Source organism: Pseudomonas sp. NFACC45 (assembly GCF_900113505.1).
GTDB classification, from domain to species: Bacteria; Pseudomonadota; Gammaproteobacteria; order Pseudomonadales; family Pseudomonadaceae; genus Aquipseudomonas; species Aquipseudomonas tehranensis.
On record NZ_FOPO01000006.1, the window covers coordinates 357,970 to 378,263 of the forward strand.

The 20,294-nt window shown below is 60.2% G+C and carries 18 protein-coding genes; 15 read left to right on the plus strand and 3 right to left on the minus strand.

All coding sequences use genetic code 11. The features are described 5' to 3' along the window. Positions 1 to 148 precede the first annotated feature (148 nt). A complete protein-coding gene (gshA, locus tag BM132_RS13845) occupies positions 149 to 1,732 on the plus strand; it encodes a glutamate--cysteine ligase (RefSeq protein WP_092402050.1) in 1,584 nt (527 codons plus the stop codon). Positions 1,733 to 1,825: 93 nt separating this feature from the next. Here gshA and mgrA read toward each other — a convergent pair whose 3' ends face one another. Continuing rightward, entirely contained in the window at positions 1,826 to 2,863 is a 1,038-nt protein-coding gene (gene mgrA / locus BM132_RS13850) for an L-glyceraldehyde 3-phosphate reductase (RefSeq protein ID WP_047226838.1), read from the minus strand. Positions 2,864 to 3,136: 273 nt separating this feature from the next. Between mgrA and BM132_RS13855 the strand changes: the two genes are divergently transcribed. Then, positions 3,137 to 3,877, plus strand: a complete 741-nt coding sequence (locus BM132_RS13855; protein ID WP_092455940.1) for an SDR family oxidoreductase — start codon at positions 3,137 to 3,139, stop codon at positions 3,875 to 3,877. Between the two features lie 12 nt (positions 3,878 to 3,889). Here BM132_RS13855 and betT read toward each other — a convergent pair whose 3' ends face one another. Beyond that, positions 3,890 to 5,851 carry a choline transporter BetT gene (betT, locus tag BM132_RS13860; protein ID WP_177193383.1) on the minus strand — a complete coding sequence of 654 codons (1,962 nt, stop codon included), beginning with the start codon at positions 5,849 to 5,851 and terminating at the stop codon, positions 3,890 to 3,892. Between the two features lie 506 nt (positions 5,852 to 6,357). Between betT and BM132_RS13865 the strand changes: the two genes are divergently transcribed. The 12 genes from BM132_RS13865 (at position 6,358) to BM132_RS13920 (ending at position 18,813) form a co-directional block, all read left to right on the plus strand. Then, positions 6,358 to 7,356, plus strand: a complete 999-nt coding sequence (locus BM132_RS13865) for a D-cysteine desulfhydrase (RefSeq protein WP_092455944.1) — start codon at positions 6,358 to 6,360, stop codon at positions 7,354 to 7,356. Positions 7,357 to 7,657: 301 nt separating this feature from the next. Next, the gene (gene tcyJ, locus BM132_RS13870) at positions 7,658 to 8,452 is read left to right on the plus strand and encodes a cystine ABC transporter substrate-binding protein (RefSeq protein WP_047226834.1); all 795 of its coding nucleotides are present in this window, start codon (positions 7,658 to 7,660) and stop codon (positions 8,450 to 8,452) included. Continuing rightward, on the plus strand, positions 8,452 to 9,117 hold the full coding sequence (gene tcyL / locus BM132_RS13875) for a cystine ABC transporter permease (RefSeq protein ID WP_092402038.1): 666 nt from the start codon (positions 8,452 to 8,454) through the stop codon (positions 9,115 to 9,117). Before tcyJ ends, tcyL begins: the two co-directional genes overlap by 1 nt. Before the next feature lie 3 nt (positions 9,118 to 9,120). Continuing rightward, entirely contained in the window at positions 9,121 to 9,882 is a 762-nt protein-coding gene (gene tcyN, locus BM132_RS13880) for an L-cystine ABC transporter ATP-binding protein TcyN (RefSeq protein WP_092402035.1), read from the plus strand. 465 nt (positions 9,883 to 10,347) lie between these two features. After that, positions 10,348 to 11,115, plus strand: coding sequence for a hypothetical protein (locus BM132_RS13885; RefSeq protein WP_092455947.1), 768 nt, complete (start codon positions 10,348 to 10,350; stop codon positions 11,113 to 11,115). A gap of 368 nt (positions 11,116 to 11,483) precedes the next feature. Continuing rightward, positions 11,484 to 12,725 carry an SfnB family sulfur acquisition oxidoreductase gene (locus tag BM132_RS13890; RefSeq protein ID WP_092455950.1) on the plus strand — a complete coding sequence of 414 codons (1,242 nt, stop codon included), beginning with the start codon at positions 11,484 to 11,486 and terminating at the stop codon, positions 12,723 to 12,725. A 23-nt stretch (positions 12,726 to 12,748) separates the two neighbouring features. Further along, positions 12,749 to 13,942 (plus strand): SfnB family sulfur acquisition oxidoreductase, encoded by a 1,194-nt coding sequence (locus BM132_RS13895; protein ID WP_092455952.1) that lies wholly within the window; start codon positions 12,749 to 12,751, stop codon positions 13,940 to 13,942. Next, positions 13,942 to 15,300, plus strand: a complete 1,359-nt coding sequence (locus tag BM132_RS13900; RefSeq protein WP_092455955.1) for an LLM class flavin-dependent oxidoreductase — start codon at positions 13,942 to 13,944, stop codon at positions 15,298 to 15,300. The genes BM132_RS13895 and BM132_RS13900 overlap by 1 nt, the downstream gene beginning before the upstream one ends. A 146-nt stretch (positions 15,301 to 15,446) precedes the next feature. Further along, on the plus strand, positions 15,447 to 16,256 hold the full coding sequence (locus BM132_RS13905; protein ID WP_047226827.1) for a MetQ/NlpA family ABC transporter substrate-binding protein: 810 nt from the start codon (positions 15,447 to 15,449) through the stop codon (positions 16,254 to 16,256). A gap of 2 nt (positions 16,257 to 16,258) precedes the next feature. After that, positions 16,259 to 17,383, plus strand: coding sequence for a methionine ABC transporter ATP-binding protein (locus tag BM132_RS13910; RefSeq protein WP_092455958.1), 1,125 nt, complete (start codon positions 16,259 to 16,261; stop codon positions 17,381 to 17,383). Further along, positions 17,373 to 18,017 (plus strand): methionine ABC transporter permease, encoded by a 645-nt coding sequence (locus BM132_RS13915; RefSeq protein WP_092455962.1) that lies wholly within the window; start codon positions 17,373 to 17,375, stop codon positions 18,015 to 18,017. The genes BM132_RS13910 and BM132_RS13915 overlap by 11 nt, the downstream gene beginning before the upstream one ends. A gap of 169 nt (positions 18,018 to 18,186) precedes the next feature. Continuing rightward, positions 18,187 to 18,813, plus strand: a complete 627-nt coding sequence (locus tag BM132_RS13920) for a class I SAM-dependent methyltransferase (protein WP_092455965.1) — start codon at positions 18,187 to 18,189, stop codon at positions 18,811 to 18,813. 153 nt (positions 18,814 to 18,966) lie between these two features. On the opposite strand, the gene BM132_RS13925 is transcribed toward BM132_RS13920, so the two are convergent. Then, the gene (locus tag BM132_RS13925; RefSeq protein WP_092402026.1) at positions 18,967 to 19,533 is read right to left on the minus strand and encodes a transporter substrate-binding domain-containing protein; all 567 of its coding nucleotides are present in this window, start codon (positions 19,531 to 19,533) and stop codon (positions 18,967 to 18,969) included. A gap of 132 nt (positions 19,534 to 19,665) precedes the next feature. Here BM132_RS13925 and BM132_RS13930 point away from each other — a divergent pair, with 132 nt between their 5' ends. Beyond that, complete coding sequence (locus BM132_RS13930) at positions 19,666 to 20,094, plus strand: DUF4399 domain-containing protein (protein WP_092402023.1); 429 nt, start codon at positions 19,666 to 19,668, stop codon at positions 20,092 to 20,094. Positions 20,095 to 20,294 lie beyond the last annotated feature (200 nt).

A 20,294-nucleotide genomic window follows, 5' to 3' on the forward strand; every position in this document is an offset into this window, starting at 1 on the left:
TCGCGAGCAGGCTCGCTCCCACAGGGGGCTGCGACGATTTGTCTTTGGCAGCACAAAAACCAGGCGAAAACGCCAGTTTTAACTTCACCCTTGTAGACCGTCGTGACCACCCCCATATTGGGGCGACTGACGCGTGAAGGAATTCAACTTGAGCGACCTTTTAAACCGCCGCCTGGCTCTGCTCGGCGAGCGCGCCAACCTCTCCCTGCTCGAGCAGTGCCTGCACGGCATCGAACGTGAATGCCTGCGCGTCACGGACACAGGGCATCTGGCGCAGACCCCGCACCCCGAGGCCCTGGGCTCGGCGCTGACCAACGAACAGATCACCACCGACTATTCCGAGTCGCTGCTGGAGTTCATCACCCCGGCCCAGGCTGACGTGGCCGATACCTTGCACAGCCTCGACAAGATCCACCGGTTTGCCTACAGCAAACTCGGCAACGAGTACCTGTGGAGTCCTTCGATGCCGTGCCCGCTGCCAGCGGAGGAAGACATTCCGATCGCGTATTACGGCACCTCGAACATCGGTCGGCTCAAGTACGTCTACCGCCAGGGTCTGGCGCTGCGCTATGGCAAGACCATGCAATGCATCGCCGGGATCCACTACAACTTTTCCCTGCCGGAAAAACTCTGGCCGCTGCTGCGTCAGGCCGAAGCCGTCGAAGCGAGCGATCGTGATTTCCAGTCATCGGCCTACATCGCGCTGATCCGTAATTTCCGTCGCTACAGCTGGTTGCTGATGTACCTGTTCGGTGCCTCGCCGGCTCTGGATGCCGGCTTTCTGCGCGGCCGTCCGCACCAGTTGGAACAATTGGATCCGGACACCTTGTACCTGCCGTATGCCACCAGCCTGCGCATGAGCGACCTGGGTTACCAAAGCAACGCCCAGGCCGGCCTGACCCCCTGCTACAACGACCTGGCAAGCTACACCGACAGCCTGCGCAAGGCGGTGGCGACACCGTACGCGCCCTACGTCGAAGTCGGCACGCATAAGAATGGTGAGTGGGTGCAGCTCAACACCAATATTTTGCAGATCGAAAACGAGTACTACTCCAACATCCGCCCAAAACGCGTGACCTATACCGGCGAGCGCCCGATCCAGGCGTTGATGGCCCGGGGCATCCAGTACGTCGAAGTCCGCTGCCTGGACATCAACCCGTTCCTGCCGATGGGCATCGACCTCACCGAATCGCGGTTCCTCGATGCGTTCCTGCTGTATTGCGGCCTGAACGACAGTCCATTGCTGGAAAACAACGAGTGCAGCAATGCGACGAACAACTTCCTGACTGTGGTCAAGGAAGGCCGGCGGCCAGGTTTGCAATTGCAACGCCAAGGGCAATCGGTGGACATGCAAGCCTGGGCCATTGAGCTTCTGGAGAAGATCGCACCATTGGCCTCGCTGCTCGACGAGAGCCAGGGGGGCGACGCCCATCGCCAGGCATTGGACGCGCAATTGGCGAAGGTGCGGGACCCGTCACTGACCCCCTCCGCCCAAGTGCTGGCAGCCATGGCACAACACCAGGAAAGTTTCGCCCAGTTCTCCCTGCGCCAGAGCAAGGCCCACGCCGAATTCTTCCGTGCCAAGCCGTTGCCTACCCAGGAGCAGAGCGCATTCGAAGAAAACGCTCGTCAATCCCTGGCTCAGCAAGCTGAGCTTGAGCAGAACGAAGTGGGGGATTTCGATGTGTTTGTAGGGGCGTACCAGGCGAGCATCCTGGCAATCAGTAACTAGCGAGCGAACACCTGTGGGAGGGAGCAAGCTCCTCCCACAGGGTTTTGTGTACAGCCGGCCATTTTTGGCGGATCGGCTGTTTGGCAAAAGTAACTACTCCGCCGACGAAGGTTTCTCCCACAGATTGATCCCGCCCTCCTGGGCAAACCGATCGATCTGCGCCAGTTCTTCAGCGCTGAAACTCAGGTTCTTCAACGCCCCGACGTTCTCGATAATCTGCTCCGGCCGACTGGCGCCGATCAGCGCAGAGGTTACCCGTGCGTCACGCAGGGTCCAGGCCAGGGCCATTTGCGCCAGGCTTTGCCCGCGACGCTGGGCAATTTCATTGAGGGCGCGCACATGGGCGATGTTCTCCTGCGAGAGGTGCGAAGCCTGCAACGAACCACCACCCGGGCGATTGACCCGCGCATCGGCCGGAATGCCCTTGAGGTACTTGTCGGTCAGCAGGCCCTGGGCCAAGGGCGTAAAGGCAATCACACCCGTGCCCAGTTCATCAGTGGCGTCCAGCAGGTCCTTTTCCACCCAGCGATTAAGCAGGTTGTAGGCCGGTTGATGGATCAGCAGTGGGACCTTCCACTCTTTGAGTAGCGCAGCCATTTCCCGGGTCTTCACACCGGAATACGAAGAGATGCCGATGTACAACGCCTTGCCCTGCTGCACGGCCGTGGCCAGCGCGCTGGCGGTTTCTTCCAACGGGGTGTCGGGGTCGAAGCGGTGGGAATAGAAGATATCCACATAGTCCAGGCCCAGGCGTTGCAGGCTCTGGTCCAGGCTGGCCAACACGTACTTGCGCGAACCACCCCCCTGGCCGTAAGGACCCGGCCACATGTCCCAGCCGGCCTTGCTGGAGATGATCAACTCATCGCGGTACTGCTTGAAGTCTTCGCGCAGCAAGCGGCCAAAATTGATCTCGGCGCTGCCGTAGGGCGGGCCGTAGTTGTTGGCCAGGTCGAAGTGATTGATTCCCAGGTCAAACGCCGTACGCAGCAGCGAACGCTGCGTGTCGATCGGCGTGCTGTCGCCGAAGTTGTGCCACAACCCTAACGACAGCGCCGGCAGCACCAGCCCGCTGCGACCGACACGGCGGTAAGGAATGGACTCGTAGCGGTTTTCGGCAGCGGTGTAGGTCATCGAAAGGCTCTCTGTTCGGGTGGCTGGTACAAGGGGCAAGCTAACACCTCACAGACGCATCCGTCAGGCCAAAAGTTCGCCTGTCCGGCGTGGGAGCGGGTTTGCCGGTGCAGGTGAACTACCGCAGGTGGGCGACATGCCGGCCCATGGAAGAGACGTCTTCCTGCCCGCGTATTGTTTGTGATTACTGAACAGTCAAGGCAGCCGCCGGGCATTTATCATCGACAGTAAACATGTGAATCTGGCTTCATCCATTTCAAAAGGAGCCCTGTCATGCCCCCGCAAACCACCAAAGTTGCCATCGTAACCGGCGCCTCCCGCGGCATCGGCGCCGAAATCGCCAAGCAACTGGCCCGCGATGGATATGCTGTAGCCATTAACTTCGCCAACAGCGCCGCCGAGGCCTCGAAGCTGGTGGTGCAATTGCGCCAGGCCGGTCACCAGGCCATAGCGATCAAGGCAGATGTGTCCTCTGCCGTCGACGTCCGCCGGATGTTCGACGAGACCGAAGCGCAACTGGGCAAGGTGGATGTGCTGATCAATAACGCTGGCACCCTCCAAGTGATGCCCTTGGCCCAGCACAGTGACGAGCTGTTCGACCAGACGTTCGCCATCAACACTCGCGGCACCTTCAACACCCTGCGCGAAGCCGCAACCCGTCTGAGCGACGGTGGCCGGATCGTGAATTTTTCCAGCAGCACCGTTGGCCTGAACCTGCCCGGCTATTCGGTGTACATCGCCAGCAAGGCCGCCGTCGAATCACTGACCCAGGTGTTCGCCAAGGAACTGCGCGGCCGCCAGATCACAGTCAACGCCGTGGCGCCCGGCCCGGTCGCTACCGAACTGTTCCTGCATGGCAAGAGCGAAGAACAGATCCAGAACTTCGCCAAAATGCCACCTCTGGAACGCCTCGGCCAGCCCGAGGACATCGCCAGCATCATATCCTTCCTGGTCAGCCCGGCCGCCGGCTGGGTGAACGGGCAAATCCTGCGTGCCAACGGCGGTCTGGTCTGAGGTTTCGCCCGATCAGCGCACCAGGTGCAGGAACTGCATGTGCCGCTCGTATTGGTCGAGGATGTCGTTGATGACCTGCTCCTTGGTATAACCCACCAGATCGTAATCCTGACTGCCTTCACTCAGGTGCACTTCAGCACGGTAGTAACGGCGGTTGTTGAGCTCCTTGGAACCCATGCCGCCGCGGGCGAAGGACGGCGTGAAGTAGCCGCGCATCTGCACCTGGTAGATGAACGGATGCTGCTCGCCGTGGCCGATCTCCAGGCTGACGCTGTCGTTGGCCGGGTCTGGCTGGGTCACCACGGTCAGGCCTTTCTCGGCGAACACCGCTTTCACCTCCTCGATGGCCGGGCGTACCGTGGTGTCGAGAAAACGGTACACCTCGTCGCGGGACGGGAAATGCACCGCCTGACTCAAGCGCTGTCGCCAGCCGCCTGTACCTCGTCGAGAAGCCGACACCGGCGCCAGCGAATGCAACTGCGCAATCTGCTTCTGGGACTCGAGGTAAAACGCCTTGTGCAGGCCCCACATCATCAACAGCAGAATCAGCGAGAACGGCAAAGACGTCAGCACCACTGCCGACTTCAAGGCATCGATGCTGCCGGAGAACAGCAATGCACTGGTCACCAGGGCGGTCATCGCCCCCCAGAACACCCGCAGCCATTTGGGCCCGTCTTCATCAGGGCTGCCGCCCTTGGCCGACAACGTCGAAAGCACCACAGTGCCGGAGTCGGCTGACGTAACAAAGAACACAAAACTGATAAACACGGTCACCGCGATGACGGTCTTGCTCCATGGATAGGTTTCCAGCAGCAAATAAAGGCTCATCGAGGGGTTTTCCAGGGCGGACATACCCAAAGCACTCATGCCGTGGTTCAACACTTGGTCAATGGCGCTGTTACCGAAGATCGACATCCACGCCAGGGTGAAGCCAAGGGGAATCAGCAACACGCCAAACACGAACTCGCGGATAGTGCGCCCACGGGAGATGCGCGCAATGAACAACCCCACGAACGGCGACCACGCGATCCACCAGGCCCAGTAGAACACCGTCCAGCCGCCCAGCCAGTCGCTGGGCTCGTTGTAGGCGTACACGTCAAAACTCTTCATCGGCAGGGCGCCGAGATAATCGCCGATGTTCTGGATCAACGTGTTGAGCAAATGCTGGGTAGGCCCGGCAAACAGCACGAACAGCAGCAACGCGCAGGCCAGCAGCATGTTGATGTCGGACATGACCCGCACGCCTTTATCGACACCGGCCACCGCCACAATGATTGCCGCGCCCATCATCAGTACGATCAGGCCGACCTGAATCCACTGGGTGTGGGCGATGCCGAACAGATAATCGAGCCCGGAATTGAGATGCAGCACCCCAAACCCCATGTCCGCGCCGAGGCCGAACACGGTCGCGATGATGCCGAAGCCGTCCACCGCGTAGCCGATGGGGCCGTTAATACGTTTACCGATCAGCGGGTACAGCGCTGAACGCAGGGCCAACGGCAAATTGTGCCGGTAGGCAAAGTACGCCAGGGCCATGCCGACGAAAGCAAACACGCCCCAGCCGTGCAGGCCCCAGTGCAGAAACAGGATCTGCATGGCCTGGCGCGCGGCATCTGCGGTACCAGCCTCGCCTTGCGGTGGCTGAACCAGATGGGTCAGCGGTTCGGAGACACAGAAAAAAAACAGGGTGATGCTGATACCGGCAGCGAACAGCATGCCGGCCCAGGACAGGTAACTGAATTCGGGCTCGTCGTGGTCGGCACCGAGCTTGATCTTGCCGTAGCCGGACAAGGCGGTGACCACCACGAAGACCAGATACAGGGTCATCGCCAACATGTAATACCAGCCGACCGTATTGGCCGCCCAGTTCTGCGCCGCCAGCAGCCAGGCACCGGCCTGCTCCGGCACAGCAATGACCACCAGGCCGAACAGCAGAATGAAGGTCGCGGCAAAGTAAAAAACCGGCGGATTCATGCGGACCAGGCCGCTGGATGGAAGGGACGAGGCACTCATGAGCGAGGGTCCCCGGAAAGCGAAATCGTGAAAATTGCGAACGGACTCGGCAAAGGCAAGCCTCCTGTTGTGAGCGGGCAGCAAACCGACGGTTTAACTTGAATGAACGTTCAAGTTAAACATGAATAGGTAGCTAAGGACTAATCCCAGGTCTGGCCGGTACTTTTCCTACACTGGTCTGGGAGGCTATGACGCTACCTGGAGAGCATTCGTTCAGTGTCTAAATATATGTCCTAGGAAACATGCCCCCTGTGGGAGCGGGATTGCTCGCGAAGGGGCCGTAACATTCACATCAATGTAGATTGGAAGTCCGCCTTCGCGAGCAAGCCCGCTCCCACAGGATCTTCATTGTCCAGCAATCCGGGAGTCCTACCCTGCCGGTTTACGTCCAAACAAAACGATTGCCGGTTGCCCATCAATATCGGCGTGCCTATAGTCCAGGCATCTCCTGCAATCAGTACGGACCCATGATCAAACAACAGCTAGCGCGCTTTAACCGTCTTGACCTGCTCGGCCATCCAACTCCCCTGGAAAAACTCGACCGTCTTTCCTCCTGGCTCGGTCGCGACATCTATATCAAGCGCGACGACCTGACCCCGCTGGCTTTGGGTGGCAACAAGCTGCGCAAACTGGAATACCTGGCCGCCGATGCCCTGGCTCAAGGTGCCGACACCCTCATCACCGCCGGTGCGATCCAGTCCAACCATGTGCGCCAGACTGCCGCGCTGGCGGCCAAGCTGGGCCTGGGCTGTGTGGCCCTGCTGGAAAACCCCATCGGCACCGAAGACAGCAACTACCTGAGCAATGGCAACCGGCTGCTACTGGAGCTGTTCGACGCCAAGGTCGAATTAGTCGAAAACCTGGACAACGCCGACGAGCAATTGCAGGCCCTCGCCGCGCGTCTGCGCAGCAATGGGAAGAAGCCCTATCTGGTACCGATTGGCGGTTCAAATGCTCTGGGCGCGCTAGGGTATGTGCGCGCCGGGCTGGAACTGGCCGAACAAATCAAGGACACCGGCCTGAATTTCGCCGCCGTGGTGCTGGCCTCCGGCAGCGCCGGGACTCACAGCGGTCTGACGCTGGCACTCAGTGAAAGGCTGCCGCAACTTCCCGTGATTGGCATAACGGTCTCACGCAGCGAAGAAGACCAGCGCCCCAAGGTCCAGGGCTTGGCCGAACGTACCGCCCAACTGCTTGATGTATCGTTTCCAAAGGCCTTCAAGGTGAACCTGTGGGACGAATACTTCGCCCCACGTTACGGCGAACCCAATGCCGGTACGCTGGCGGCAGTCAAATTGCTGGCGAGCCTGGAGGGTCTGTTGCTCGATCCGGTCTACACCGGCAAGGCGATGGCCGGCCTGCTCGATGGTATTGGTCGCGATCGCTTCGACGAGGGCCCGATCATCTTCCTGCATACCGGCGGCGCACCGGCGTTGTTCGCGTATAACGCGGCGCTCCAGGCGTAGTGAAGTTCTCAATGTGGGAGCGAGCCTGCTCGCGATAGCGGCGTGTCAGTCAAAACAATATTGACTGGTTATCGCGAGCAGGCTCGCTCCCACAGGGGATTTTTTCATTCCATACTCGAATATTTGAATGATTTAATATTATTTTCCAATCTATAAACACCACCCTATAGTCTCGCCACAGGCGCATTTGCCGCGAGACGCCCAGGCTGCTTTAAGGCAGGATGTGGCAATCTTTTCGGATCGCGGCTACGCCTTATCTCAGCCAAAATAACCTCTTCATAAGAAAACACAGGGGCTTGTCATGAATTTTTCCGCATTACGTCGCAACCTGTTGGTGGGTTCGCTGGGCCTGGCATTGAGCGCAGGTCTGCTGGGGCAGGCAGTTGCCGGTGAGCAGTTGCAAAAGATCAAGGACGCGGGCGTGATCAACGTCGGTCTGGAAGGCACTTACCCACCGTTCAGTTTCGTGGACGCCGATGGCAAGCTGGCCGGTTTCGAAGTGGAGTTTTCCGAAGCCCTGGCCAAGGAGCTGGGCGTGAAGGTCAAACTGCAGCCGACCAAATGGGACGGCATTCTCGCCGCGCTGGAATCCAAGCGCCTGGACGCGGTGATCAACCAGGTCACCATCTCCGAGGAGCGCAAGAAGAAGTATGACTTCTCCCAGCCCTACACCGTTTCCGGTATCCAGGCACTGGTTCTGACCAAGAACAAAGACGCCATCAAGACCGCCGATGACCTGGCCGGCAAGAAAGTCGGCGTTGGCTTGGGCACCAACTATGAGCAATGGCTCAAGGAAAACCAGCCAAAGGCTATTATCCGCACCTACGACGATGACCCAACCAAATACCAGGACCTGCGTGTAGGCCGCATCGACGCCATTCTGGTAGACCGGCTGGCTGCTCTGGAGCTGACCGCCAAGGCCAAGGACACCGCCGTTGCCGGTGAGCCGTTCTCCCGCCAGGAAGCCGGTATCGCCCTGCGCAAAGGCGAGCCTGAGCTGCTGGACGCAATCAACAAGGCCATCGACAAATTGCGGGCCGACGGCACCCTGGCGAAAATTTCGCAGAAATACTTCAACGCTGACGTCACTCAATAATGGAAGAGGCTTTTCAACTCGCGCTGGACTCCGCGCCCTTCTTGCTCAAGGGCGCGTATTACACGGTCATCCTCAGTTTGGGCGGCATGTTCTTCGGCTTGCTGCTGGGCTTCGGCCTGGCGTTGATGCGCCTGTCGCGCTTCAAGCTGGTGAGCTGGATCGCTCGCATCTACGTGTCGTTCTTTCGCGGCACGCCGCTGCTGGTGCAGCTGTTCGTGATCTATTACGGGTTGCCCCAACTGGGCGTCGAGCTGGATCCGTTGCCGGCGGCGCTGATCGGATTCTCGCTGAACATGGCGGCCTATGCGTGTGAAATCCTGCGCGCGGCCATCAGTTCCATCGAGCGCGGCCAGTGGGAAGCCGCGGCCAGTATCGGCATGACCCGCGCCCAGACCCTGCGCCGGGCCATCCTGCCGCAAGCGGCGCGAACGGCCTTGCCTCCTCTGGGCAACAGCTTCATTTCCCTGGTCAAGGACACCGCATTGGCGGCGACCATCCAGGTGCCGGAGCTGTTCCGTCAGGCGCAGTTGATCACTGCCCGCACTTTCGAAATCTTCACCATGTATCTTGCCGCCGCGCTGATCTACTGGATTCTGGCCAGCGTGCTGGCGCACCTGCAGAACGTCCTGGAAGCCCGGGTCAATCGGCATGACCAGGAGTCCTGACCCATGATTGTCGTGGAAAAACTGACAAAGCAGTTCAAGGGTCAAGTGGTGCTCAATGGCATCGACCTGGAGATCAAAGAAGGCGAAGTGGTGGCGATCATCGGCCCCAGCGGTTCGGGCAAAACCACCTTCCTGCGCTGCCTGAACTTCCTCGAAGAACCCAGCAGTGGCCGGATCAAGGTCGGCGACATCGAAATCGATGGCAGTCGACCGCTGAACCAGCAGCAGAACCTGGTACGTCGTTTGCGCCAGCAAGTGGGTTTTGTGTTCCAGAACTTCAATCTGTTCCCTCATCGCACCGCGCTGGAGAACGTCATCGAAGGCCCACTGGTGGTGAAGAAGACCCCACGTGCCGACGCTGAGGCTTTAGGCCGTAAACTGTTGGCCAAGGTCGGGCTGGCAGGCAAGGAAGACGCCTACCCGCGGCGTCTTTCCGGTGGCCAGCAACAGCGCGTGGCGATTGCCAGGGCGCTGGCGATGGAGCCTGAGGTGATTCTGTTCGACGAGCCGACCTCGGCCCTGGACCCGGAGCTGGTGGGCGAGGTGCTGGCGACGATTCGTGGCCTGGCCGAAGAAAAGCGCACCATGGTCATTGTGACTCACGAAATGGGCTTCGCCCGGGACGTGGCGAACCGCGTGGTGTTTTTCGACAAAGGTGTGATCGTCGAACAAGGCGAAGCCAAGGCCTTGTTTGCAGCCCCCCGGGAGGAACGCACTCGACAGTTCCTCAGCAAGTTCCTCTCGGCCGGACACGGCAACCAGTAAGTTATTTATATTGTCCCTACTTCCAAGGATGGAAGTAGAACAACTAACTCCCCAACGCAACAAACTGAAACTCTCGATTGAGTTAACACTCCACCCCCGTTGACCTGCGATATATACGTATCTCTGGCAATACTTTTCTTTGAGCCAAGCTATTAGCAGGCTTGCTACCACTCCCCGTTCAAACGAATGAAGCCGAGGAAAAAGGTGCGCAAGGCCGCGCATTCTTAACTTTAATGCGTAGGACATTTCTGAAGCCCTATATAATCAATTATTAAGCAAGTTCCTCTATTGACACTGAAACTGCTGAACCCTTATCTAGTGACCCACAGGCGATGCGAACTATTTTAGTTCTGCGCGGTGAACCGCAGACAGGGTCCATGCTGCGCAATAAAAATATGTCGCGATGATTAAGCGCCTTCGATCTTCCCGAAACGGACTTCGTTTTAAAGCATCAAGGAGAACACCATGACATGTACGTCGAACATTCCTGAACTGGCGGCGCCTATCCTGGCCAACGCTCTGCGTAACAGCATCAACATCACCAGCGCGGCACACTTGCAAGTGGCGATTGCCCCTTATCCCGGCATGGACGCGGGCGATCTGATCGAGCTGTTCTGGGACAATTGCTACGTCGGCTCCCGCCTGCTGTCACCGGCCGATGTGCACAGTAGCGTTACGTTGCGGGTCCCCGAGAGCTTCATCGTCAATGGGACCTCGCGCATCCATTATCGCGTGATGCAAGTGGGGCGCGGGCCGGCGCTCTCAGCATCGCAACGGGTCCAGGTCAAGCTCGATTGCCCCGGTGGCCAACCGTCGGCCCTGAGCGGTGATGAAAACCAGGGCCTGGCGCCAGTGCGGATTCCTGATGCTATCCGCCGTAAGGGCGTGAACCCGAGCCAGGTCAAACGTGGCGTACCACTGACCATAGAGCCCTATCTGAACATGGCCGCTGACGATGCGATTACCTTGCGCTGGGGCGACGTGCGCATGGACCTGCCCCGCATCAAGCCCTGCGAGGTTGGCCTGCCGATCAACATCTGGGTACCGCCGCAGATCATTCTGGAGGCGGGAGAAGACCTGCGCCTGGAAGTGACCTACTGCATCCTCGACCGCGTGGGCAACAACTCCCACTGGGCGCCGCCGCGAACGTTGAAGATCGGTTGCGCCAACCCCTACCTGAGCACTTCTCCGAAAGAGGCGCTCATGGCCGCCGAAACGCGCCGCCGAACATGAATACTCTGAGCAAGCTGTTGTGGCGAGGGGATTTATCCCCGCTGGGCTGCGAAGCAGCCCCCACTATGCAATCGCGGTGCAACAGGTTGCTGTGTTGACTGCTTTGGGGCCGCTGCGCAGCCCAACGGGGATAAATCCCCTCGCCACAACATCGCTCGGCACAAAGCCCTCTATTGATATTCCTAAAAGTTAGTTCAAAAATAAATTACACACGTTTAGGGTATATAAACCGGACCACCGGACATTCTTGATTTTTGCTCGCCGTCTTCATCGCGGCGTTTCTTGAGATGTGAGGTGGGTATGGAACGGAACACAATCACCCCAGTGCAATATGCCAGGGCACTGCCTGCAGCCACGGAGTGGCTGTAATGTCGGATTTGGCGCAAGCAAAGGTCCAGAGCGACCTGGACATCGCACCGCAGCTGTTGCCCGCACAGGTGTTGCGCAACGATGCCGAGGCCATCAAAGCCGCCCATGAACTGGCGCAGGTCGCCCGTCAGCAGGCCGCGCGTCGTGACCAGCAACGCAAGCTACCCTGGGCAGAAATCGAGCAATTCACCCGTAGCGGACTGGGCAGCATCGCCATTCCCCGGGCATACGGCGGCCCGCAGGTTTCTTTCGTCACCCTGGCCGAGGTGTTCGCGATCATTTCCGCCGCTGACCCGGCCCTCGGGCAGATCCCGCAAAACCAATTCGGCGTACTCCAACTGATTCTCGGCACCGGCACCGAACGGCAGAAAAAAATCCTGCTGCAGAGCGTGCTCGAAGGCTGGCGCATCGGCAACGCCGGGCCGGAACGTGGCACTCGCAATACCCTTGAACTCAAGGCCCGGATCACCGCTGACGGTGACAGGTTTGTCATCAATGGTCAGAAGTTCTATTCAACCGGCGCGCTGTTTGCCCACTGGGTCGCGGTCAAGGCGCTGAATGACGAGGGTCGGCAGGTGCTGGCGTTCGTGCGGCGCGGCACCCCGGGCCTGCGGATCGTCGACGACTGGTCAGGGTTCGGCCAGCGCACCACGGCCAGCGGCACCGTGTTGCTGAACAATGTGCAAGTGGATGCCGACTTGGTGCTGGAGAACTGGCGCATCAACGAAACGCCCGGCGTGCAAGGCGCGATTTCCCAACTGATCCAAGCCGCCATCGATGCAGGCATCGCCCGTGGCGCCATCGACGATGCCATCGCCTTCGTCCGAGAACGAGCCCGGCCCTGGATCGATGCCAAGGTCGACCGGGCCAGTGACGACCTCTATGTGATCGCCGACATCGGCAAGCTGAAAATCGAACTGCACGCCGCCGAAGCGTTGTTGCGCAAGGCCGGACAAGTGCTGGACCAGGTCAGCGCCGCGCCCATCACCGCGCAATCGGCTGCCCGCGCCTCGATTGCCGTGGCCGAGGCCAAGGTGCTCACCACCGAGATCGCCCTGCAAGCCAGCGAAAAATTGTTAGAACTGGCCGGCAGCCGCGCCACCCTCGCCGAATTCAATCTCGACCGCCACTGGCGCAACGCACGGGTCCATACCCTGCACGACCCGGTGCGCTGGAAGTATTACGCGGTAGGCGCCTACCACCTGAACGGCACCTTGCCGGCCCGGCATTCCTGGATCTGACGACCCGACCTCTGGAGTAGTACATGACGTTTTCTCAACACGTCGCGGTGATCACCAGCGATGAACAAGCCCTGATCGTGGCCAGCGACCTGGCCGATGACTTCAAGCGCGACAGCGCCCTGCGCGACCGTGAGCGCCGCTTGCCGTACCCGGAACTGGAGGCCTTCTCCCGCTCTGGCCTGTGGGGCATCAGCGTGCCCAAGGCCTATGGCGGCGCCGGTGTGTCCAACGTCACCCTGGCCAAAGTCATCGCGCTGATTGCTCAGGCCGACGGCTCGCTGGGGCAGATTCCGCAAAATCATTTCTACGCCCTAGAAGTGCTACGGGTAAACGGCAGCCAAGCGCAAAAACAACGCCTGTATGCCGAAGTCCTGGCCGGCCAACGTTTTGGCAATGCATTGGCGGAGCTCGGCACCAAGACCGCCCACGACCGCATCACGCAACTGCGCCGCGACGGTGAGGGCTACCGCATCAGCGGTCGCAAGTTCTACGCCACGGGGGCGATCTACGCCCAGCGCATCCCCACGTCGGTGGTGGATGAAAACGGCGTGCAACAACTGGCATTCGTCCCGCGCAACAGCCGAGGCCTGACGGTGATCGACGACTGGAGCGGTTTCGGCCAGCGCACCACCGGCAGTGGATCGGTGGTGTTCGAGGACGTTTATGTCACCGCCGAAGACGTCGTGCCCTTCCAGAGCGCCTTCGAACGCCCAACGCCGGTGGGGCCGCTGGCGCAGATTCTTCACGCCGCCATCGACACCGGCATCGCTCGCGCCGCCTATGAGGACGCCCTGCATTTTGTCCGCAGCAAAACCCGGCCCTGGATCGACGCCACCAGCGACGTCGCCACCGAAGACCCGCACACCCTCAAGAGTTTCGGCCAACTGAGCATCCGCCTGCACGCCGCCGAAGCCCTGCTGGAACGTGCCGGTGAGTTTCTCGACCGGGCCCAGGCCGACACCCAGGCCGACACGGTCGCCGCCGCCTCGATTGCCGTAGCCGAAGCCCGCGCCATCAGCACCGAGATTTCCCTGGCCGCCGGCAGCACCCTGTTCGAATTGGCCGGCAGCCAGGCGACCCTGGCCGAACATGGTCTCGACCGCCACTGGCGCAACGCCCGGGTGCACACCCTGCATGACCCGGTGCGCTGGAAATACCACGCGGTGGGCAACTTCTACCTCAACGATGAAAAACCGCCGCTGCGGGGGACTATCTGATGGCGGCCGACAGGAAAAAGATCCTGCTCAACGCGTTCAACATGAACTGCATCGGGCACATCAACCATGGTTTGTGGGCTCATCCCCAGGACACCTCGACCCAGTACAACACGATTGAATACTGGACCGCCCTGGCGCAATTGCTCGAGCGCGGATTGTTCGACGGGCTGTTCATCGCCGACATCGTCGGGGTCTACGACGTGTACCAACAGTCGGTGGACGTCACGCTCAAGGAGTCGATCCAACTGCCGGTCAACGACCCGTTGCTGCTGGTCTCGGCGATGGCCGCCGTGACGAAAAACCTCGGCTTCGGGCTCACCGCCAACCTGACCTACGAACCGCCCTACCTGTTTGCCCGACGCATGAGCACCCTCGACCATCTGAGTCGCGGCCGGGTCGGCTGGAACATCGTCACCGGCTATCTGGACAGCGCCGCCAAAGCCATGGGGCTTACCGCGCAGGTCGAGCATGACCGCCGCTACGACCAGGCCGATGAATACCTGCAAGTGCTCTACAAATTGTGGGAGGGCAGTTGGGAAAACGACGCGGTGCTCAACGACCGCGAGCAGCGGATCTATGCCCGGCCGGAGAAAGTGCACAAGGTTCGGCACCAAGGCGAGTTCTATCAGGTCGAGGGTTATCACCTCTGCGAACCCTCGCCCCAGCGCACGCCGGTGCTGTTCCAGGCCGGTAGTTCCGAGCGCGGCCTGCTGTTTGCCGGGCGGCATGCCGAGTGCGTGTTCATCAGCGGCCAGAACAAACCCGCGACCAAGGCCCAGGTGGACAAGGTTCGCGCCAGCGCCGCCCGAGCCGGACGAAACCCCGGGGACATCAAAGTGTTCATGGGCCTTAACGTGATCGTCGGCGAGACCGAAGCGGCCGCCTGGGCCAAGCATGCCGAGTACCTGAGCTACGCCAGCGCCGAAGCCGGGGTGGCGCATTTTTCCGCCTCGACAGGAATCGATTTTTCCGCGTACGAACTGGACGAACCGATCCAGTACGTGAAGAGCAACGCCATCCAGTCTGCCACCAAGATCCTGCAGAACAACGACTGGACCCGGCGCAAATTGCTGGACCAACACGCCCTGGGCGGTCGCTACATCACCCTGATCGGCTCGCCCGAACAGGTGGCCGATGAACTGGAGGCGTGGATCGCCGAAACCGGCCTCGACGGCTTCAACCTGACCCGCATCGTCACGCCGCAAAGCTACGTGGACTTCATCGACCTGGTGATCCCCGAGTTGCAGCGACGCGGTTCGTACAAGACCGAATACGACAACGGCACCCTGCGCGAAAAGCTGTTTCACGCAGAGGCCCATTTGCCCGAACAACACACCGGTTCGACCTACCGACACTGACCTTGTGGGAGCAAAGCTTGCTCGCGATGCAGACACCTCGGTTTTTGAGCGACCGCATCAACTTCATCGCGGGCAAGCCTTGCTCCCACAGAGCTCTGTTCGCCACAAAAAATATGCACCGCCCATTAATGACTGGAATATCCGACATGACCAAGCAACTCCTGACCTTGCCAGTCAAAGCACTGGCCCTGGCCCTCGGCCTGTTCAGCTCGACGCTGTTTGCCGCCGACGCACCGTTGAAGATCGGCACCACCGCCGCGTTTGCCATTCCCCTGGAAGCCGCCGTAGAAGAAGCCGGCAAGCAAGGCTTGAAGGTCGAGTTGGTGGAGTTCAGCGACTGGATCGCGCCCAACGTCAGCCTGGCCTCCGGTGATATCGACGTGAATTACTTCCAGCACATTCCGTTCCTGGAAAATGCCAAGGCCGCCGCTGGGTTCGACCTGGTGCCCTTTGCGCCGGGGATCATCAACAACGTCGGGCTCTATTCGAAAAAATACAAAAGCTTCGACGAGCTGCCCGAAGGCGCGAGCGTCGCCATTGCCAACGACCCGATCAACAGCGGTCGCGGCCTGCAACTGCTGGCCAAAGCCGGGCTGATCACCCTCAAGCCGGGGGTGGGTTACAAGGCCACCGAAGACGATATCGTCGCCAACCCGAAAAAAATCAAAATCCTGCAAGTCGAAGCCGTGCAACTGGTGCGCGCCTATGACGACGCCGACTTGGTACAGGGCTATCCCGCCTACATCCGCTTGGCGAAGACCTTCGACGCCACGTCTGCCTTGCTGTTCGACGGACTCGATCACAAGGAGTACGTCATCCAGTTCGTGATCCAACCCAAGAGCAAAACCGACCCAAGGCTGATCAAATTCGTCGACATCTATCAGCACTCACCTGTCGTGCGTGCTGCCCTGGACAAGGCCCATGGCAAGCTCTACCAGGCCGGATGGGAAGGCTGACCATGAACGCCGTCAATGCTCGACTCAGACACGAAGCTCCCACGCCACAAAGCGCCGACCAGACCGAGCTGCATCCGGAGTTGAACCGCGCCCTTGTGCGCTTCATCGGCCTGGGCAAGACCTACAACGGTGCCCAGGGTCCGGTGGCCGCGCTGCAAGGGATCGACCTGGCGATCCAGCGCGGCGAGGTGTTCGGCATCATCGGCCGCAGCGGCGCCGGCAAGTCGTCGCTGATCCGCACCATCAACCGCCTCGAACAACCCACCAGCGGCAGGGTGTTGATTGATCAGATAGACATCGGCGAGTTCGATGAGGACCGCCTGGTGGAATTGCGCCGGCGCATCGGCATGATCTTCCAGCACTTCAACCTGATGTCGGCCAAGACCGTCTGGCAGAACGTTGAGCTGCCGCTGAAAGTCGCCGGCGTGCCCAAGGAACAGCGCCAGCGCAAAGTCCGCGAGCTGCTGGAGCTGGTCGGCCTGCAAGGCAAGCACAAGGCCTATCCGGCGCAACTTTCGGGCGGTCAGAAGCAGCGGGTGGGGATTGCCCGGGCGCTGGTCCATGACCCGCAGATCCTGTTGTGCGATGAAGCCACATCGGCCCTTGACCCGGAGACCACCCAATCGATCCTCGGTTTGCTACGCGAGATCAATCAGCGACTGGGCCTGACCATCGTGTTGATCACCCACGAGATGGCGGTGATCCGTGAAGTCTGCGACCGGGTGGTGGTGCTCGAGCAAGGACGCATGGTCGAGCAGGGACCGGTCTGGGAAGTATTCGGCAACCCGCAACACGAGGTCAGTCGGACGCTGCTGGCGCCGTTGCAACACGCCATACCGCAAGAGCTGCAAAGTCGCTTGCAGGGGCAGCCGGCATCGGCGGATGCGGCTACCGTGCTGCGCCTGAAATTCAGCGGCATAGATCGAGAAGAACCGGATCTCGCCGCCTTGTTCAGTGCCCTCGGTGGACGGGTGCGGCTGCTGCACGGCGGCATCGAGCGCATTCAGGGCCACGGGCTGGGGCAATTGTTGCTGGCCGTGAGCGGTTCGTCATGGGGCGCCGAGGAATTGCGTCAACGGGCGGGCAATTGGGCACAACGGGTAGAGGTGCTGGGTTATGTGGTTTGACCGGTTGTTGCAGGGTTTTATCGACACGTTCCTGATGGTTGGCGTGTCATCGTTGATTGCGTTGCTGGCGGGCATACCGCTGGCGGTGATCCTGGTCACGAGCGGCAAGGGTGGAATTTATGAAGCGCCAGCCTTGAACCGGGCCCTGGGCGCGTTCGTGAACCTGTTCCGCTCGATACCGTTCCTGATTCTGATGGTGGCGTTGATCCCGTTCACCCGGCTGATCGTCGGCACCACCTATGGCGTGTGGGCCGCGGTTGTACCGCTGACCATCGCCGCCACACCGTTCTTTGCCCGTATCGCCGAAGTCAGCCTGCGCGAGGTCGACCATGGCCTGATCGAAGCGGCCCAGGCTATGGGTTGCCGACGCTGGCACATTGTCTGGCATGTGCTGCTGCCCGAAGCCCTGCCGGGCATCGTTGGCGGTTTTACCATCACCTTGGTGACCATGATCAACTCCTCGGCCATGGCCGGAGCGATCGGCGCCGGCGGCCTGGGCGACATCGCCTACCGCTACGGCTACCAACGTTTCGACAGCCAGATCATGCTCACGGTGATCGTGTTGCTGGTGGCATTGGTCGCCGTGATCCAATTGGGTGGTGACCGCCTGGCGCGCGGCTTGAATAGACGCTGACCTATGGGAGCAGTTGACCTGTGGGAGCAAAGCTTGCTCGCGATAGCAGTATTCCATCCAACATGGATACCAACTGGACGACTGCAGTCGCGAGCAAGCTTTGCTCCCACAGGCAGATCAGCGGGCTTGCGGTATAGTCGGCTGACACTCCTCACCCAAACCCACACCCATGAAACACACCACCGACGACCTGCACGCCATCACCGCCACGACCCTGGGCCATTACAACGCCGTGGCAGAGAGCTTTCGCGACGGCACCCGCGACCACGATGTCAGCCAGAACATCGACGCCCTGCTGCGCCATATCCAGGGCCAGGCACCGCTGCACATCCTGGATTTCGGCTGCGGCCCGGGGCGCGACCTGCGCACATTCACGGCCATGGGCCATGTCGCGGTCGGCCTCGACGGTTCAGAGGAATTTGCCCGGATGGCGCGCCAGGACAGCGGTTGTGAGGTGTGGCAGCAGGACTTCCTGGAACTCGACCTGCCGGTCGAACGCTTTGACGGGATTTTCGCCAACGCGGTGCTGTTTCATGTCCCCGTCCAGGAACTGCCACGGGTGCTCAAGCAATTGCACGCCACCCTCAAGCCCGGCGGCGTGCTGTTCAGTTCCAACCCCCGGGGCGAAAACCAGGAAGGCTGGAACGGCCAGCGCTTCGGCGCGTATCACGACCTTGCGGCATGGCGCACGCTGCTCACCGAGGCAGGTTTTGTCGAGCTTGAGCATTACTACCGACCGGCGGGGCTGCCGCGGGAGCAGCAGCCATGGCTGGCGAGTGTCTGGCGTAAGTCCTGAGGACAGGACTATTTGGACAGGGTGAGCGGTGAACCCTGTGGCGAGGGAGCTTGCTCCCGCTCGACTCTGGAGGCGCCGACGAAACCTGCGATCGTTTGATCTTTCGCTTGAGACTCAAGTGTCCTTGAAAAGATCGCAGCCTCGTTGCACTCGTCAGCTCCTACGACCCAACCATTTCTGCGACAACTGCTCCAATCGCCCGTCGTCCTTGATCCGCTCCAGGGCATTGTCCAGGCTGGCCTTGAACGCCGGGTTGCCCTTCTGAAACGGAATCACCAGGCTCGGCGCCGGCTCGCTCTTTTCTTCCGGCTGAAAGGACTGCGCCATGACCAGGGGACGCGGTGTCTCATCCTTGCGCGCCAACAGTTGCGCATCCGGCTGGCTGTAAACGGCACTGGTGTCGAAACGTTCGGCCAGTTCCGGGGTCATTGCTATGTGGTTGATGGCAACGTCGTACTTGCCACTTTCCACGCCGGACAGCAGATCCCCGGCATCGGTGACCACAAAATCGGCGCGAACATCCAGCTCACCGGCCAGCATCTGACCCAGCTCCACTTCGAAGCCGGTGAGCTTGCCGTCCTCCTTGAAGTTGAAAGGGCTGGTGTTGGCTTCCAGAGCGATGCGCAATTCGCCACGGTCGTTGACGTCGTCGATCAGTTCGGCATGGGCCAGAGGGCTCAAGAGGGGTAGCAGGCAGATCAGCCCAGGCAGAAAACGCATGGTCACTCCTTTGTATTGTTACAAGCGACGCTCGTTTCAGGCTCGCTTTGCTATGGTTGTTGCAGGCTTCGACAACGAATGGTCATGAAGTTGTCATGATCTCGCGGATTTCATGAAAAACTGGAGAAAAAAATGAAAAGCTTTATGTCACGTGCCGCCTTGGCCAGCCTGTTGCTGGGGGCTTCGATGCTGGCGACAGCCGCAACCCCTGCTCCCGAGGGTGCGAAAGTCTTCTTCGTTTCCCCAAAGGATGGCGATGTTGTCAGTCAGGAATTCAAAGTCCAGTTCGGCGTCGCAGGAGGAATCGCCTTGGCCAAAGCGGGCGAGATGATAAAAAACACAGGGCACCACCATTTGCTGATCGATGTGGACAAACTACCTGCCGAAGGCGTTGCAATTCCGACCGACGCCAACCACGTGCATTTTGGCATGGCACAAACCGAGACCACCCTCAAACTGGCCCCGGGCAAACACACCTTGCAACTGATACTGGGCGACTACGGCCATGTACCGTTCGATCCATCGATCGTATCCGAGAAAATCACGGTGACCGTGGAATAACCCGGCCCCCATAAACACTCCGCCCTCTGGGAGCGGGCTTGCTCGCGAAGGCGGTGTATCAGCGTGGGATATATCGACTGACACACCGCCTTCGCGAGCAAGCCCGCTCCCACAAGAACTCATGCTGTGTCAGGCAATAAAAAAACGGGAGCCCTGACCGGGCTCCCGTTTTTTATTGCAAGCCATACATCAGCTTGCCG